At 66.5% G+C, this 15,164-nt stretch carries 12 protein-coding genes; 6 read left to right on the top strand and 6 right to left on the bottom strand.

From position 1 onward, the window contains the following. The first annotated feature begins 107 nt into the window (after positions 1 to 107). Complete coding sequence (locus CX676_RS19450) at positions 108 to 1,004, top strand: LysR family transcriptional regulator (protein ID WP_101754461.1); 897 nt, start codon at positions 108 to 110, stop codon at positions 1,002 to 1,004. Between the two features lie 5 nt (positions 1,005 to 1,009). Here the strand turns inward: CX676_RS19450 and CX676_RS19455 are convergent, their stop codons facing one another. From CX676_RS19455 to CX676_RS19475, 5 genes are read right to left on the bottom strand one after another with little or no spacing between them, the layout of a single operon-like run. Beyond that, positions 1,010 to 2,707: an ABC transporter ATP-binding protein gene (locus tag CX676_RS19455; RefSeq protein WP_101754462.1), complete on the bottom strand. Its 1,698-nt coding sequence runs from the start codon at positions 2,705 to 2,707 to the stop codon at positions 1,010 to 1,012. 6 nt (positions 2,708 to 2,713) lie between these two features. Continuing rightward, on the bottom strand, positions 2,714 to 3,481 hold the full coding sequence (locus CX676_RS19460) for an ABC transporter ATP-binding protein (protein WP_101754463.1): 768 nt from the start codon (positions 3,479 to 3,481) through the stop codon (positions 2,714 to 2,716). Then, positions 3,478 to 5,454 (bottom strand): Fe(3+)-hydroxamate ABC transporter permease FhuB, encoded by a 1,977-nt coding sequence (gene fhuB, locus CX676_RS19465; RefSeq protein ID WP_101754464.1) that lies wholly within the window; start codon positions 5,452 to 5,454, stop codon positions 3,478 to 3,480. The genes CX676_RS19460 and fhuB overlap by 4 nt, the downstream gene beginning before the upstream one ends. After that, positions 5,451 to 6,362: an ABC transporter substrate-binding protein gene (locus tag CX676_RS19470; protein ID WP_232816700.1), complete on the bottom strand. Its 912-nt coding sequence runs from the start codon at positions 6,360 to 6,362 to the stop codon at positions 5,451 to 5,453. Before CX676_RS19470 ends, fhuB begins: the two co-directional genes overlap by 4 nt. Continuing rightward, positions 6,356 to 8,455 carry a TonB-dependent siderophore receptor gene (locus CX676_RS19475; RefSeq protein ID WP_101754465.1) on the bottom strand — a complete coding sequence of 700 codons (2,100 nt, stop codon included), beginning with the start codon at positions 8,453 to 8,455 and terminating at the stop codon, positions 6,356 to 6,358. Before CX676_RS19475 ends, CX676_RS19470 begins: the two co-directional genes overlap by 7 nt. Positions 8,456 to 8,615: 160 nt before the next feature. Between CX676_RS19475 and CX676_RS19480 the strand changes: the two genes are divergently transcribed. Then, the gene (locus CX676_RS19480; protein ID WP_101754466.1) at positions 8,616 to 9,590 is read left to right on the top strand and encodes a siderophore-interacting protein; all 975 of its coding nucleotides are present in this window, start codon (positions 8,616 to 8,618) and stop codon (positions 9,588 to 9,590) included. Between the two features lie 85 nt (positions 9,591 to 9,675). Here CX676_RS19480 and CX676_RS19485 read toward each other — a convergent pair whose 3' ends face one another. Beyond that, positions 9,676 to 10,746 (bottom strand): LacI family DNA-binding transcriptional regulator, encoded by a 1,071-nt coding sequence (locus tag CX676_RS19485; protein ID WP_232816701.1) that lies wholly within the window; start codon positions 10,744 to 10,746, stop codon positions 9,676 to 9,678. 115 nt (positions 10,747 to 10,861) lie between these two features. On the opposite strand from CX676_RS19485, the gene CX676_RS19490 reads away from it, so the two are divergent. The 4 genes from CX676_RS19490 to CX676_RS19505 are packed head-to-tail and all read left to right on the top strand — an operon-like array spanning position 10,862 to position 15,125. Next, positions 10,862 to 11,797, top strand: a complete 936-nt coding sequence (locus CX676_RS19490; RefSeq protein ID WP_232816702.1) for a carbohydrate ABC transporter permease — start codon at positions 10,862 to 10,864, stop codon at positions 11,795 to 11,797. Between the two features lie 10 nt (positions 11,798 to 11,807). Beyond that, a complete protein-coding gene (locus tag CX676_RS19495; RefSeq protein WP_101754468.1) occupies positions 11,808 to 12,683 on the top strand; it encodes a carbohydrate ABC transporter permease in 876 nt (291 codons plus the stop codon). 30 nt (positions 12,684 to 12,713) lie between these two features. Then, positions 12,714 to 14,012 carry an ABC transporter substrate-binding protein gene (locus CX676_RS19500; protein ID WP_101754469.1) on the top strand — a complete coding sequence of 433 codons (1,299 nt, stop codon included), beginning with the start codon at positions 12,714 to 12,716 and terminating at the stop codon, positions 14,010 to 14,012. 30 nt (positions 14,013 to 14,042) lie between these two features. Continuing rightward, a complete protein-coding gene (locus CX676_RS19505) occupies positions 14,043 to 15,125 on the top strand; it encodes an ABC transporter ATP-binding protein (protein ID WP_101754470.1) in 1,083 nt (360 codons plus the stop codon). Positions 15,126 to 15,164 lie beyond the last annotated feature (39 nt).

Raw genomic sequence — 15,164 nt, forward strand, 5'->3', positions numbered from 1 at the left:
TCTGGCGGCGGGATGATGTGATGAGCGGAAGATAGCGCTTGACCATTCATCCTGAAATGGCGTCATTGCGGAATGACTATCCCTGATCTGTTCCGAATTGATCCGCCATGGATTTGATCGACGCGCTGAAGGCCTTTGTCGCGACCGCCCAGACCGGTTCCTTCACCGCGGCGGCGGGGCAACTGGGTGTCTCGAACCGGCTAACCTCGAAATACGTGGCCGAGCTCGAGGCGCGGTTGGGGGTGCGGCTGTTGCAGCGCACCACCCGCAAGGTCGGGCTGACCCCGGCGGGCGCGGATCTGCTGGCCCGCGCCCCGGCGCTGCTCGACGATCTGGACGAGCTGATCGGCGAGGTGTCCGAGGGGTCGAAGGGCTTCTCGGGGGTGATCCGGGTCTCGGCCCCGGTGACCTTCGGCGAGATCTGGGTGAGCGGGATGCTGGAACGCTTTGCCCGTCCGCACCCGGCCCTGTCCTTCGACCTGCGGCTGAACGACCGGCATGTCGACCTGGCGAGCGAAGGGATCGACCTCGCCTTCCGCATGGGACAGAGCCAGACGCAATCGCTGAAGGCTCGCAGGCTGGGCCGGTTCCAGTCGATGGTCGCGGCCAGCCCCGACTACCTGGCGCGGCGCGGGATGCCGCAGGTTCCGGCCGATCTCGCGGCGCATGACTGCATCATCGACAGCAACCGCCGCAGCCCCCGGCGATGGGTGCTGGGCGAGGGCAAGGGGGCCAGCGAGGTCTTGGTGAGCGGGCGGTTCCAGGTGAACTCTGCCCGGGCGGCGGTCGAACTGGCGGTCCGGGGACAGGGGCTGGCCTTCGTCCCGCGCTTTGCGCTGCACGATGCGCTGGCGGCGGGGCTGTTGCTGCCGGTCCTGCCCGATCACCCCGGCGAGGCCATCCCGCTGAGCGCGGTCTACCTGGAGGGTCGCGTCCTGCCGCGCAAGATCCGCGCCCTGATCGACTTCGCCGCCGAGGATATCCGGCAGGCGGATATCCTCTAGACCCGTCAGTTGGACAGCGCCGAATAGACCCCGCCCCGTTCGACAAGCTCGGCATGAGAGCCCAGTTCGACAATCCGCCCCTGCTGCATGACGACGATGCGGTCGGCATTGCGGATCGTGCCAAGCCGGTGCGCGATGACCAGCGTAGTGCGGCCGACCGACAGCCGGTCCAGCGCCTGCTGGATCTCGCGCTCGGTCTGGCTGTCCAACGCGCTGGTCGCCTCGTCGAGGATCATGATCGGCGGGTTCTTCAGGAAGGCGCGGGCAATGGCGACACGCTGGCGCTGACCGCCCGACAGCATCACCCCGCGTTCGCCCACGACCGTCTCCAGCCCCTCGGGCAGCGTTTCGATCAGAGATGTCAGTTGCGCCTGTGCGGCGGCCTGCCGGATCTCGTCCTCGGAGGCGCCAAGCCGGCCATAGGCGATATTCTCCCGCAGCGTGCCGCCGAACAGGAACACGTCCTGGCTGACAAGCCCGATCTGGCGGCGCAGCCCGTTCAGGCGCATCTGCGGCAGCGCGATGCCGTCGATGCTGATCGAACCGGAGGTCGGCTCGTAAAAGCGCGGCAGCAGTGCCAGCAACGTGGTCTTGCCGGCACCCGACGGCCCGACAAAGGCCACGGTCTCGCCGGCGCGGATGTCGAGGGTGATCGCCTCCAGCACCGGCCGGTTCTCATAGGCGAAGTTCACATCGTCAAAGCGGATGGCTCCGCGCAGGGCCGGTGCCTCGATCGCATCCGGGGCGTCGGCGATCTCGGGCTCGGTCGCCAGCAATTCCTGGTAACGGCGAAAGCCGGCGATGCCGCGCGGATAGGTCTCGATCACCGCAGCGATCTTTTCCAGCGGGCGGTAGAAGACGCCCACCAGCAGCAGGAAGCCGACGAAGCCGCCGGTGGTCAGCGCGCCCGACAGCACGAAGCCCGCGCCCACCACCATGACGATGACCTGCACCAGCCGCAGGCCGAGATATTGCAGGGCACTCGACGCCGCCATGATGCGATAGGCGTCCAGCTTGGCCTGCCGGTAGCGCGCATTGTCGCTGGAAAAGAGGTCGCTCTCGTGGCTCTCGTTGCCAAAGGCCTGCACCACGCGCACGCCGCCAAGCGCCTCTTCCAGCCGAACGTTGAAATCCCCTACCCGGGCATAGATCGCCCGCCAGGTTCGCGTCATCCGCCCGCCATAGAGGATGACCAGAGCCAGCATGGCGGGGACGATCAGCGCGACGATCAGCGCCAGTTGCGGGTTGATCCAGAACATCAGCGCGAAGGCCCCGACAAAGGTCATCAGCGCGATGAAGGCATCCTCGGGACCGTGATGGGCGACCTCGCCGATCTCCTCGAGATCGCGGGTGACGCGGGCGACCAGCTTGCCGGTGCGGGTGCGGTCATACCAGCGCCAGCTGAGCCGGGTCAGGTGGTCAAAGGCCCGGGCGCGCATCTCGGTCTCGATGTTGATCCCGAGCTTGTGTCCCCAATAGATCACCACCGTCAGCAATCCCGCATTCACCGCGTAAAGCACCAGGAGGCCCACGGCGGCCAGCACGGTCAGCGACCAGTCGCCGCGTGGCAAGAGGTCGTCGATGAAGGCGGTGATGGCCAGCGGGAAGGCCAGTTCCAGCAGGCCCGACAGCACCGCGCAGCCGAAATCCAGCCAGAAGAGTCCCATGAAAGGGCGGTAATAGGAAAAGAAGTCACGCAGCATGGGGCCTCAGAGGGGAATGGCGATGGGCGCGCCATCGGGCTTGGACAGGACCTGCATGGGCAAGCCATAGATCTTTTGCAACATCGGCGGGGTCATCAGGTCAGCCGGTGTGCCCTGCAGGACCAGCCGGCCACCCTTCAGCGCAACGACATGGTCGCAGAACCGGGCCGCCATGTTCACCTCGTGCAGCACGATCACGGCACTGCGGCCAAGCTCGCGGCACATGCGCTGGACCAGCGACAGCACCTCGACCTGATGAGCGATGTCGAGCGCGCTGATCGGTTCATCCAGCAAAAGCGTACCGGCCTGTTGCGCCACCATCATCGCCAGCCAGACGCGCTGGCGCTCGCCGCCCGACAGGGTATCGACCAGCCGGTCGGCGAAGGGTGTGACGCCGCATTCGGCCATCGCCTCCGCGACCGCCGCGTGATCCCCTGGGCCAAAGCGCCCCAGCGCGCCGTGCCAGGGATAGCGGCCAAGCGCCACGAGTTCGCGCACCAGCATCCCCTCGGCGGGCGGGGTCGTCTGCGGCAGGAAGGCCAGCCGGCGGGCATAGTCGCGGGCGGGCCAGTCGGACAGCGCGCGCCCCTCGAAGCTGACGCTGCCCGTGCCGGCGATCTGGCGGGCCAGCACCTTGAGCAGCGTCGACTTGCCCGAGCCGTTATGGCCGATCAGCGCGACAGCCTGACCGGCGGGCAGATCCAGGGTGATCTCGTCCAGCAGCCGGCGGCCCGGCACGTCAACGGCGAGATTGCGAAGGGAAAACAGCGTCATCGCGCGGGCCTCATCATCAGCCAGATCAGCCAGGGCGCGCCGATCAGCGACGCGAACAGCCCAAGCGGCAATTCATAGGGAAAGCCGGCCATGCGCGCACCGAAATCGGCGGCCAGCATCAGGCCGGCACCGATCAGCGCCGCGCCGGTCAGGTGGTCCTGTGGCCGCGCGAGCCCAAGCCGCCGCGCCATATGCGGCGCCACGAGGCCAACAAAGCTGAGCGGCCCGATCAGCACCGTCGCCGCGCCGGTCGCAAGGCCGGCCAGCACGATCAGCAAGGCCTGCGCCCGTCGCACCGGCATCCCGACACCGCCGGCCACCGCGATCCCCAGCGGCAAGAGACCCAGCCAGCGCCGCACCGTCAGGGACATCAGCCACAGGGCCAGCGCAACGCCAGCCAGCGACAGCGCGCCCGGCATCTCGACCGCCGAAGAGGAACCGCTGAGCCAGGCGAGGATCGCCCAGGCCTTGGCATCGCCGCGCGCCATCATCGCGGCCAGCACGGCGGATGCCAGCGCCGAGACCGCGATGCCGGCCAGCAGGATCCGCTCGGGCGGCATGTCGCGGCGGCTGACATAGCTGGTCAGCAGGACCAGCGCCAGCGCCGCACCGGCCATTGCGCCCGCGACCAGTTGCGGTGCCGTGGGGGCGGCGACCAAGTAGATCATGGCCGCAAAGCCAAGCGAGGCCCCGCCCGAGACGCCCAGCACCTCGGGCGAGGCCAGCGGGTTGGCGGTCAGGCGCTGCAGGATCGCGCCGGCAAGGCCAAGCGCCGCGCCCGCCGAGACCGCCGCGATCAGACGCGGCAGGCGCATGGGCAGGAAGGCAGTGAAGCTGCTCCAGTCGAGCACCGCCCATCCCCCCGGCACGCGGCCGATCCAGACCAGAACCAGCGCCGCGGCCACCAGTGCAGCGGCCATCCCGATCAGCAGCGGCCCTGCCCGGTTGCGGCGCGGGACCGGACCCTCGGACGCCTCGGCTCCTGGTGGGGTCGAGCCGCGCAGCCGCGGCAATAGCCAGATCAGCAGCGGGCCGCCGATCAGCCCGGTCAGCGCACCAGTTGGGTACATCTCGCCGGTCTGACCCGCGACCAGGAGGACCAGACCGTCGGCCAGCGACAGGACCAGCGCGCCCAAGAGCGGCGACAACGCAAGCACCTGACCGACGCCGCGCGCGCCAAGGCTGCGGGCCAGGGCCGGCGCTGCCAGACCGACAAAGGCGATCAGGCCTAGCTCGGCAGAGACGCAGGCCGCCAGCCAGACCGCCAGCATCACCGCCACCAGCCGGATCAGCGCGATGTTCAGGCCCAGCCAGGCGGCTCCCTCGGCCCCCAGAGACAGCACCCGCAACGGTCGCGCCAGCAGGGCCGCACCCACCGCCCCCACCAGCAGGACCAGCGCAAGGCCGCGCACGCCGGACCAGTCCTGCTGCACCAGCGAGCCGCCGTTCCAGATGACCAGCGACAGCAGGTATTCGCCCTGCGCCAGCGTGACGGCGGTGGCGATGGCGCTGGCGGTCATGCCGACCAGCATCCCGGCGATGACCATGGTCACCGGCGCGAAGGCCCGACGCGCGCCCACGGCCAGCACCACCGCAGCGGCCAGCCCCGCCCCCGCCATGGCCACTGGCCAGCGCCCCGTGGCCAGCAGATCGGGCGCAAGGATGGTCGCAAGCACCAGCGCCAACTGCGCGCCGCCCGAGATGCCCAAGGTGGTCGGGTCGGCAACCGGGTTGCGCAGCACCACCTGCAGGATCCCACCACAGAGGCCAAGCGCCGCCCCGGCGATCAGCGCGATGACCCCGCGCGGCATCAGCCCGAAAAACAGGCGGATCTGGTCAAGGCTCATTGCCCCGACCGGCAGTCCTGCGCCCGACCACTCGGCCATGGGCAGCAGGGCCGTGGCAGCGGCAAACCACAATCCGAACGCGATGAGGCCCATCACGGGCAACCCTATCAGGACCCGCCGTCTCATATCGCTGCAACCGGTCCCGCCGCGAAGGCCTCTGCCAGGTGCCGCGCGAAGCGCAGCGCCGAGGGGACGGCGCCAAAGGCGTTCATGCGCGGCAAATGGTAAAGCCGTCCCCCGGCGACGGCGGGTAGCCTCTGCCACAACACGCTGCGCGCCAGCCCGTGCCGCGCCTGCGGTGGAACATCACCGATCACGACCAGCCGCGCATCCGGCATCCCGGCTAGACGGTCGATCGGCACCGGGGCCAGAAAACTGAAGGCCGTGGCCTCGCCCCAGGCATTGGTCAGCCCGAGCCGGGCCAACGTGCTGCCAAAGAGGCTGTCGAAGCCGAAGACCCGGATATGCCGCGCATCGCCGATATTGATCAGGCAGACCGGCCGGTCGGCATGGCCGGCCAGCGCCGTCCGCTGCCGGTCGAAGGCGGCATTTGCTTCATCCGTGGCCCGATCTGCCGCCGACGCATCATCAAGCGCGGCGGCAAGGTCATAGAGCGCCGCCATGGCCTTCGGCAGCGGCGGCTGACCCGGATCAAAGAAGGGCAGGCTCAGCACCGGGGCCAGCGGCTCCAGCCGGTGCTGATAGCCGGTGTAATAGGGCGAGCTCAGGATCAGGTCCGGGCGCACCAGCTGAAGCAGTTCGAAATTCGGCGCGCCGCGCAGGCCCAGGTCGGTGACATCGGCGGGGATCTGTGGCTCGACCGCGTCCTGCCGAAAGCGGATCAACTCGCAGGCCGCGACCGGCATATGGCCAAGCGCCACCGCCGTTTCCAGCATCGCCCAGTCAATCGCCGCCAGTCTCGGGCCGGCCGGAGTTGCGGCCCGCAAAGGCAGGCCCGCCGCCAGCACGAGGCCGGCGGCGGTCAGGATGGCACGTCGGTCGGGCCGGAAGCGTATCGCCCGCCCGGTTACCACTTGTAGGTGACTTTGGCCGCGATGGTCCGGCCCTCGCCATAGGAGCAATAGGAGAAGCCGCAGGCACCGACATAGACCTCGTCGGTCAGGTTCGCGATGTTCAGCGACGCTTCCATGTTCTCGCGCTGATAGCTGGCGCTCAGGTCAACCAGCGTCACGCTGTCAAGCTCGGCCGAGTTGGCGTTGTCGATGAAACGGGTGCCGATGTAGCGGACACCACCGCCGGCGCGGAAGCCGTTGCCGAAATCGCGGTCAAGCCATAGGTTCGCCAGATGGTTCGGGGCGTCGGCCATTTCCTTGCCGCTGATCGGATCACCGGCCGGGGCGATCTGCTCGGTCTTGTTATAGGCATAGCCGCCGCGCAGCCGCCAGCCGTCGGAGAGTTCGGCCGTGGCCTCCAGTTCGAAGCCGCGCGACTTGACCTCGCCGACCTGGCGCAGCCCCTGCACCGTCACCCCGTCGACGACTTCGGTCACCCCGCGGGTCAGGTTGGTCTGCCGCAGGTCATAGACCGAGGCGGTGATCAGCCCGACAAAGGCGGTCGGCTGATACTTGATGCCGGCTTCCCACTGCTCGCCCTCGGTCGGCTTCAGCACCTCGCCGTCCAGGTTGACGCCGGCCTGCGGATCGAACGAGGTCGAATAGCTGAGATAGGGCATCAGGCCATTCGCCATGACATAGGACAGCCCGGCCCGGCCCGTCACCTGATTGTCCTTGAATTCGGAGACGCTGCCATAGCGTTCGCCGCTCTGCTCGACCCAGTCATAGCGCAGGCCGAGCGATCCGCGCCAATTGCCATAGGAAACCTCGTCCTGCGCATAGACGCCGACCTGCCGCAGCAGCACCGGCCCGGCATTCGGCGGGCCAAAGGGGATCTGACCGCCGGCGTAATAATCGGGATCGCTCAGGTCCAGATTGGATGCCGTGCCGAACTGGCTGCTTTCATAGGCATCGTATTTCCGCGCATCCACGCCGAACAGCAGCCGGTGGCTTGCCTGCCCCGTGACGACCTCGCCCGACAGGCGCGTGTCGACGCTGATGGTCTCGCTTTCCTCCGATTGCCGACTGGACCCGCGGCTGATCGTGTCGGCGTCGATCATCGCGATCGCGTAGGTGCTTTGGTAATCCCAATCGAATTTCTCGTAGCGGAAGCCCTGGCTCAGCTTCCAGCCATTGTCCAACTCGTGCCCGATCTCGACACCGATGGTGTAGAGCCTGCGGTCGCTGTCATCCCAGTCCTTCTGCCCGGTATAAAGCTCGCGCAGCGCCTCGCCGTCGCCGACCTGTGTCAGCGCATAGGGAACGCCGGTCGGCGACATCGGCTTGTCCTTGGTGTAGGAAGCCAGGAAATCGATGGTGGTGGCGGCGCTGGGGGTCCAGCGCACGGCGCCGGCCAGATAGCCACCCTTGTCGGTCAGATCCTCGATCTGGGTCGAGCTGTCGCGGCCGATCCCGGTCAGGCGGAAGGCCGTCTGGTCATTGGCAGCCCGGTTCACGTCGAAGAACAGCTGGCTGCTGCCATTGCTGTCATAGCCCAGGCCGATCTCGCTGGCCTCGGTGAAATTGGCCCGCTTCTGCACCATGTTGATGACACCGAGCGGCGAGCCGGCCCCGTAGAGCGAGGACGAGGGGCCGCGCACCACCTCGATCTGCTGCATGCCGTAAAGCTCTTGCCCGACCGCCCCGAAATAGCGGCCTTGCCGCAACCCGTTCACATATTGCGCGCTATCGGCCTTGAAGCCGCGGATATAGGGCGTGTCAAAGCGCGGATCGGTGCCGAAGGGTTCGGCCAGAATGCCCGCGCTGTAGCCCAAGGCCTGGCCCAGGTTCTCGGCACCCTGCGCCTCGATCTGGCTGGTGGTGATGACCGAGACCGACTGCTGCATCTCGGCGATCGGCGTATCGGTCTTGGTTGCCGCCTGCGAATAGTCGCTGAGGAAACCTTCGGGCTCGACCGAGGTGTCGGTCGTGGCGGTCAGGGTGATCCCGTCCAGAACGATGGTCTGGGCGGCCTCCTGGGCCTGGGCGGTTGCCGTCCCGATGGCCAGCGCGCTGGCACCGAGCAGAACGGCTGAATGAAGCTTGAGATGCATGATGGCTTGTCCCTTGACCCGTGTTTCTTTATCCCTGACCAAAACAATCAGATAAAGTCAATTGCCCATCTTACGAGCAACTGCCCAGCATGGCCGGTTTTGTTGATTGAAACACTAAAGTTTTGGAGGCGACCGGGATGAGACAGGAAGAGGGCAGAGCGTGAGCCACCATCGAAGCCATCGTCGTCTTGGGCTGATTCGGCGCGGTTCGGGGGCAGCCATCGCCGCGCTGCAGGCGCGCGCAGCCGCGTGGGACGTGCCGCTGAGCGAGCACGAGAACGGTCTCAGCCTGTCCGTCTGGGGCAGCGAGTTGCGGCTGACCCACGAGCAGTCCGAGCTGCGGATCGAGCTTCTGGCGCCCGAAGAACGTCTGACCGGTGTGCTGCGCGACAGCGCGACGGAGCTCTTTGCCGAGGTCGGCATCAGCGTCGAATGGGATGATCTCGAGGTCGGGGCGCTGGCGCCGGGCCTGTCGCTGATGCGCGTCCTGTCGGTCACCCGGCCAAGCCCGAACTTCCTCCGCGTCTGGCTGGCGGGCGCGGATGCGGCGCGACTGGCGACCGGCGGATTGCATTTTCGCCTGCTTCTGCCGCCCGCCGGGCGCGACCCGGCCTGGCCCCGCGTCGGCCCGACCGGGCGCACGGTCTGGCCCGAAGGCGCCGACGCCCTGCATCGACCTGTCTACACGGTGCTGAACCAAGAGGGCTGCTGGCTCGATTTCGACATCTTCCGCCATGCCGACAGCCCGACCTGTCACTGGGCCGAAGGCGATCCCGTCGGACAGACGATCGGGGTGATGGGGCCGGGCGGTGGTGCCTGCCCCGAGGCGGATCGCCTCTGGCTCTATGGCGACGCAACCGCGCTACCCGCAATCACCCGGATGATGCGGCTTGCCCGAGGCCGGGTCTCGGCAATGATCGACTGCCATCCCGAGGATCTGGGCGAATTGGCCGGCGACCCGCGCGTCAAAACCGGCAGCGACCTGCTGGGCGCGCTGCGCCGGCAGGGCGCAATTGGCGATGGCGATGTCATCTGGTTCGCGGCCGGGGCGAAGGACGCCACAGCCGCCCGCGTCATCCTGAAGGATGCCGGGGTTCCGAAACGGCAATGCATCGTTGCGGCCTACTGGTCGTAGGCCGGGCACCGACCGTCGGGAGCACGACCGACATCGCCTTCGTCGCGATGCTGGTGATCGCCGCCCTGTGGCAGAAACTTCGCAGCTAGCCCGGCACCACATCATCCCGCACCGCGGCGGATGATCCGCGTTCGATGAATTCGGACGGCAGCAGCACCCGGCTCTCCGCGATCGGCAGTCCCCTGAGTCGCCGCACCAGAAGCTCGGCGGCGATGCGGCCCTGCGCCTCGGCCTCGATGCGAACCGTGGTCAAAGGCGGGGCGATCGAGGCGGCGAAGGGCAGGTCGTCGAAGCCGATCACCGAGACATCCTGCGGCACCGACAGCCCCAGCGCGGCCAGCGCGCCGATAACGCCAAGCGCAATCGTGTCATTGCCGGCAAAGATCGCGGTGATGTCCGGATGCTCTGCCATCAGCTGAAGCGTCGCCGCATGTCCGCTCTCGGCGCTGAAATCGGCATGGACGATGGCGCTCTCCTCCATCGTGACGCCTTGCGCCGCCAGCGCGCTGCGCAGATCACGCAACCGGCCTTCGGTGGCGGCGAAGTCGATCTTCGAGAAGGGGATGCAGCCGATCCGCCGATGGCCAAGCCCGACCACATGGGCGGCGGCCTTCAGGCTGCTCTCGACGATGGTCGAGGAGACGGCGATTTCCTTGGGATGGCCGATCGAGCCGATCAGCACCATGGGAAAGCCGCTGTCGATCAGGTCGGTCAGGTCCTTGTCCGAGGCGCTGGGGCTGAGCACCAGCAGACCGTCGATGCGCCGCGAAACGACCAGGTCGTTATAGGGGTTCACCCCCTCGCGGCGCTGGAAGGTCTCCAAGAGCAGGCTCAGCCCCTCGCGCCGCAGCACCTCGGCAATGGCGTAATGCAGCAGGGGGATGAAGCCGTCGACGCGCAGCGAGGCGGTTTCGGTGATCAGCAGACCGACGGTATCGGTGGTCCCCTTCTTCAGCATCACCGCCGCGGAATTGGGCCGGTAGCCAAGGATCTGCGCCGCCTTGCGGACCTTGTCCTTGGTCTCGTCGCTGAGGCTGACCGCGTTCGAGCCGTTCAGCACATGCGACACGGTCGAGCGCGAGACGCCGGCCAGCTTGGCAACATCATAGCTTGAGGGTGATTTTCCGTTCATATGCGGCAAGTACCAGTAAAACACGTGTTAGTCAAACCTTTGGATTGACTCGACGGGGCGAATCACGCATTACTAACACGTGTTAGCAACTCGCCGAGCCGCTTTCGGCGCATCGCAGCACCTCACGGGAGGGGAAATCATGACCGCGCGAGCCGACCTTGTGTCGCATCGAGAAAGCATGCCCGAAAGCCGCCGCCGCAGCGCCCTGCGCCGCAAGGAGGCCATCGTCGGCTACCTGTTCATCCTGCCGGCGCTGATCGGCCTGATCCTGTTCTATGTCCTGCCGACGCTGCGCGCGGCGCAGATCAGCATGACCAGTTGGAACCTGATGCGCCCGGCGAAATGGGTGGGGCTCGAGAATTACACCAAGCTCTGGGCCGACGGGCAGTTCTGGGATTCCATGTGGATCACCCTGCTTTACGTCGCCTACAACATCCCGGTGCAGACCGCGCTTGGTTTGCTGATCGCGGTGCTGGCCGACCGGCTGGCCAAATCGGTGACCTTTCGCGCGATGATCATCGCGCCCTACCTGATCTCGAACGTGGTTGCCGGTCTGGTCTGGCTGTTGATGCTCGACCCGCTGATCGGCGTGACCAACAGCTTTCTCGGCCTCATCGGCATCGGCCCGCAGGCCTTCCTCAGCTCGCCCGATCAGTCGCTGGTCTCGGTGGCGGCGATCTCGATCTGGCGCCATGTCGGCTTTACCGCGCTTCTCTTCTATGCCGGGCTGCAATCCATCCCGCGCGATCTCTACGAGGCCGCGCGTCTGGACGGGGCATCCGAGTTTGCCATGTTCCGGCTGATCACCCTGCCGCTGCTGCGCCCGGTGCTGGTCTTCGTTCTGGTCACCAGCGTCGTCGGCTCGTTCCAGATCTTCGACGTGATCGCGGTGACCACCCAGGGCGGACCGGCCGACTCGACCCGCGCGGTGCTGTGGTACATCTACGAAAACGCCTTCAAGTTCAGCCGCATGGGCTATGCCTCGGCGATGTCGATGGTGCTCTTTGTGATCCTCATCCTGGTGACGCTGCTGCAGATGCGCCTGTTGCGCGGCGACCAGTCGGACTTGGGCTAAGGAGACCGCCATGCTCAGGACAATCACCCCGCAAAAAGCCGCAGGCTACGCCGTTCTTGCCGTGATCTGCACCGTCTCGCTTCTGCCGATCTGGATGGCCTTCAAAACCGCGATCACCTTTCCCTCGGACGTGTTTTCCACCGCCGACCAATTGGGACTGGACCGCTGGACCTTCGGGAACTTCCCCCGCGTGCTGGGCCTGCCCAGCAGTGTCGAGCCGCCGGCCAGCAGCGGCGCACCGATCAACTTCATGATCGCGCTCCGCAACAGCATCATCTACACCGGGCTTCTGGTGACCGGGCAGCTGTTCTTCTCGTCGATGGCCGCCTATGCCTTCGCCCGCCTGCGTTTCCCCGGCCGCGACACGATCTTCTACGCGATCATCGCCGCGACCATGATCCCCTCGATCGTGCTGTTCATCCCGAACTTCGTCCTCGTGCGTCAGCTTGGCCTGTTGAACAGCTTTGCCGGCATGGTCGCCCCCAGCATCCTAATGCTGCCCTTCGCGGTGTTCTTCCTGCGCCAGTTCTTCCTGACGACGCCCAAGGAGCTCGAGGAAGCCGCGCGGCTGGATGGGCTGAACTGGTTCCAGGTCTATTGGCACATCGCGCTGCCCCTGCAGCGCGGGCCGATGGCAACGCTGGCGATCCTTCTGTCGATCCAGGCGTGGAACGATTTCTTCTGGCCCTTCCTCGTCGGACAGGGCGAGGGCACGCAGGTCATGGCCGTGGCGCTGGCGAATTTCCAAAGCCAGTCGGGTCAGGGCCAGCCCGATTGGACCGGCCTCATGGCGGCGGTGATGCTGTCGATCATCCCGGTCCTGTTCCTTCTGATCTTCTTTGGCCGCCGCATCGTCGAGTCGCTGCAGACCAGCGGCATGAAATGACCTGATTTCCGTAACTTGGGAGAGAGACACATGAACCGCACCATCCTTGCCTTGCTGACCGAAACCGTGGCCCTGCCGGCCGCCGCCAGCGCCCAGGAAACCATCCAATACTGGATGTGGGACGGCCAGCAGGCCCCCGTCTACCAGCAATGCGCCGCGGCCTTCGAGGCGGCGAACCCCGAGATCAAGATCGAGATCACCCAGAATGGCTGGGACCAGTACTGGACCGCGCTGACCACCGCGATGATCTCGGGCGATGCGCCGGATGTCTTTGTCAATCACGTCACCCGCCTGCCGGAAATGTCCGCCAACGAGGTGATCGTGGATCTGGCGCCGCTGATCGAGGAAGCCGGTTATGACACCTCCGGCTATATGCCCGGCCTCTTGGACAACTGGTCGCGTGACGGCGCCACCTATGGACTGCCCAAGGACTGGGCCACCGTGGCCCTTGGCGTCGATACCGAGAAACTCGAGGCCGCCGGGCTGAGCCTCGCCGATCTGGCCGATCTCAACTGGAACCCCGAGGATGGCGGAACCTATCAGCAGACCATCGCCAAACTGACGCTCGATGGCAGCGGCAAGCGCGGCGACGAGGCGGGTTTCGACGGCGGTTCGGTCGAAACCTTCGGGCTGGTCCTCAATCCGCTCAGTCTTGGGGGCGAAACGGAGTGGAGCTATCTCGCCGCCAGCACCGGCTGGCAGTTCATCGCCGAACCCTGGGCCACGGCCTATAACTTCGACGATCCGCGCGTGGCCGCGGCCCTTGGCTGGCTGCGCGACCTGGGGCGCGTGCACCACTTTACCCCCACGGTCGAACAGACCGGCAAGCTGGGCGCGGAAACGCTGATGTTCTCGGACAAGGGCGCGATGACCATCGTCGGCTCCTGGCTGATCGGCCTTTACAGCCAGAGCAAGCCCACCGTCGCCTATGTCCCGGTCCCCGCCGGTCCCGAGGGGCGCAAGTCGATGTTCAACGGCTTGGCGGATTCGATCTGGTCGGGCAGCGATGCACCGGAAGCGGCGTGGAAATGGGTGCAGTTCCTCGGCTCGGATGACTGCCAGTCGATCGTCGCCGAGGCCGGCGTGGTCTTCCCGGCGCAGGCCGATCAGGTCGAGCGCACCGTGGCCGCCTATCAGGCGCGCGGCATCGACGTTTCGGCCTTCACCGCCGTGGCGACGCCCGAGACGACCTTCCCCTTTCCCGTCACCGATTACGGCAACGAAATCGACGCCATCATCAGCGCCGCCCTTGACCGGGTGATGCTGGGCGCCGGCGAACCTGCCGAGGTGCTGACCGAGGCGAATGAGCAAGTCAATTCGCTGTTCTGACGCCACCAACTCATCTGGGAGGATACTCGCATGTCCGGTCTCGAACTCACGCAAGTCAACAAGCTCTATGGCGATGCCCATGTCATCCATGACGTGAACCTGTCCGTCGAATCCGGCGAGTTCTGCGTCTTCGTCGGCCCCTCGGGCTGCGGCAAGTCCACGCTCCTGCGGATGATCGCCGGTCTCGAGGATATCTCGCAGGGCACGCTGGAGATCGGCGGGCGCGAGGTGAACGATGTCGATCCGTCGAAGCGCGGGGTGGCGATGGTGTTTCAAAGCTATGCGCTCTACCCCCATCTCAGCGTGCGCGAGAACATGGGTTTCGGCCTGCGCTTCGACAAGACACCCAAGGACGAGATCGACCGGCGCGTCGGCGCCGCGGCCAAGACCCTGCAACTCGACCATTTGCTCGAGCGCAAGCCCAAGGCCCTCTCCGGCGGCCAGCGCCAGCGCGTCGCCATCGGCCGTGCCATTGTCCGCAAGCCCGAGGTCTTCCTGTTCGACGAGCCGCTGTCGAACCTCGATGCCGAATTGCGGGTGAACATGCGGGTCGAGATCGCCCGTCTGCACAAGGAACTGGGCGCAACCATCGTCTATGTCACCCATGACCAGGTCGAGGCGATGACGCTGGCCGACAAGATCGTGGTGCTCCGCGCTGGCCGGATCGAACAGGTGGGCCGGCCACTGGATCTTTACGACGACCCCGACAACATCTTCATCGCCGGCTTCATCGGCAGCCCGAAGATGAATTTTCTGCCCGGCACGGTCACCGAGACCGCTGGCAATGCGGTTCAGGTCAGGCTCGACAGCCTGTCGGCCGAGCCGGTCACCCTGCACCTGCAGCGTGCGCTGTCCGTCGGCGACGAGGTGACCGTCGGCATCCGCCCCGAGCACCTGTCGCAGGACGGTACGGCGCAGATGCGGTTGACCACTGATATCGTCGAGCATCTGGGCGGGGAATCCTATGTCTATGCCCATGATGACGGCGGCACCCGCCTTGTGATGAAACTCGGCGATGCGCGCGAGGTCCGCCCCGGCGGCCAGACGATCACCGCCGGTTTCGATCCGGCGCGCGCCTATCTCTTCGACGCTGACGGCAACCGCTGCCGCTAAGCCCCCCCACATCGCCAAAACTTCCCTCCAGCCCCTTCG

The sequence above is a fragment of the Paracoccus zhejiangensis genome, from assembly GCF_002847445.1.
GTDB lineage: Bacteria > Pseudomonadota > Alphaproteobacteria > Rhodobacterales > Rhodobacteraceae > Paracoccus > Paracoccus zhejiangensis.

Excerpts from the sequence above, each read along its gene's own strand:
- CX676_RS19450 (WP_101754461.1), top strand. The coding sequence starts at position 108 with ATGGATTTGATCGACGCGCTGAAGGCCTTTGTCGCGACCGCCCAGACC.
- CX676_RS19455 (WP_101754462.1), bottom strand. The coding sequence starts at position 2,707 with ATGCTGCGTGACTTCTTTTCCTATTACCGCCCTTTCATGGGACTCTTC.
- CX676_RS19460 (WP_101754463.1), bottom strand. The coding sequence starts at position 3,481 with ATGACGCTGTTTTCCCTTCGCAATCTCGCCGTTGACGTGCCGGGCCGC.
- fhuB (WP_101754464.1), bottom strand. The coding sequence starts at position 5,454 with ATGAGACGGCGGGTCCTGATAGGGTTGCCCGTGATGGGCCTCATCGCG.
- CX676_RS19475 (WP_101754465.1), bottom strand. The coding sequence starts at position 8,455 with ATGCATCTCAAGCTTCATTCAGCCGTTCTGCTCGGTGCCAGCGCGCTG.
- CX676_RS19490 (WP_232816702.1), top strand. The coding sequence starts at position 10,862 with ATGACCGCGCGAGCCGACCTTGTGTCGCATCGAGAAAGCATGCCCGAA.
- CX676_RS19495 (WP_101754468.1), top strand. The coding sequence starts at position 11,808 with ATGCTCAGGACAATCACCCCGCAAAAAGCCGCAGGCTACGCCGTTCTT.
- CX676_RS19500 (WP_101754469.1), top strand. The coding sequence starts at position 12,714 with ATGAACCGCACCATCCTTGCCTTGCTGACCGAAACCGTGGCCCTGCCG.
- CX676_RS19505 (WP_101754470.1), top strand. The coding sequence starts at position 14,043 with ATGTCCGGTCTCGAACTCACGCAAGTCAACAAGCTCTATGGCGATGCC.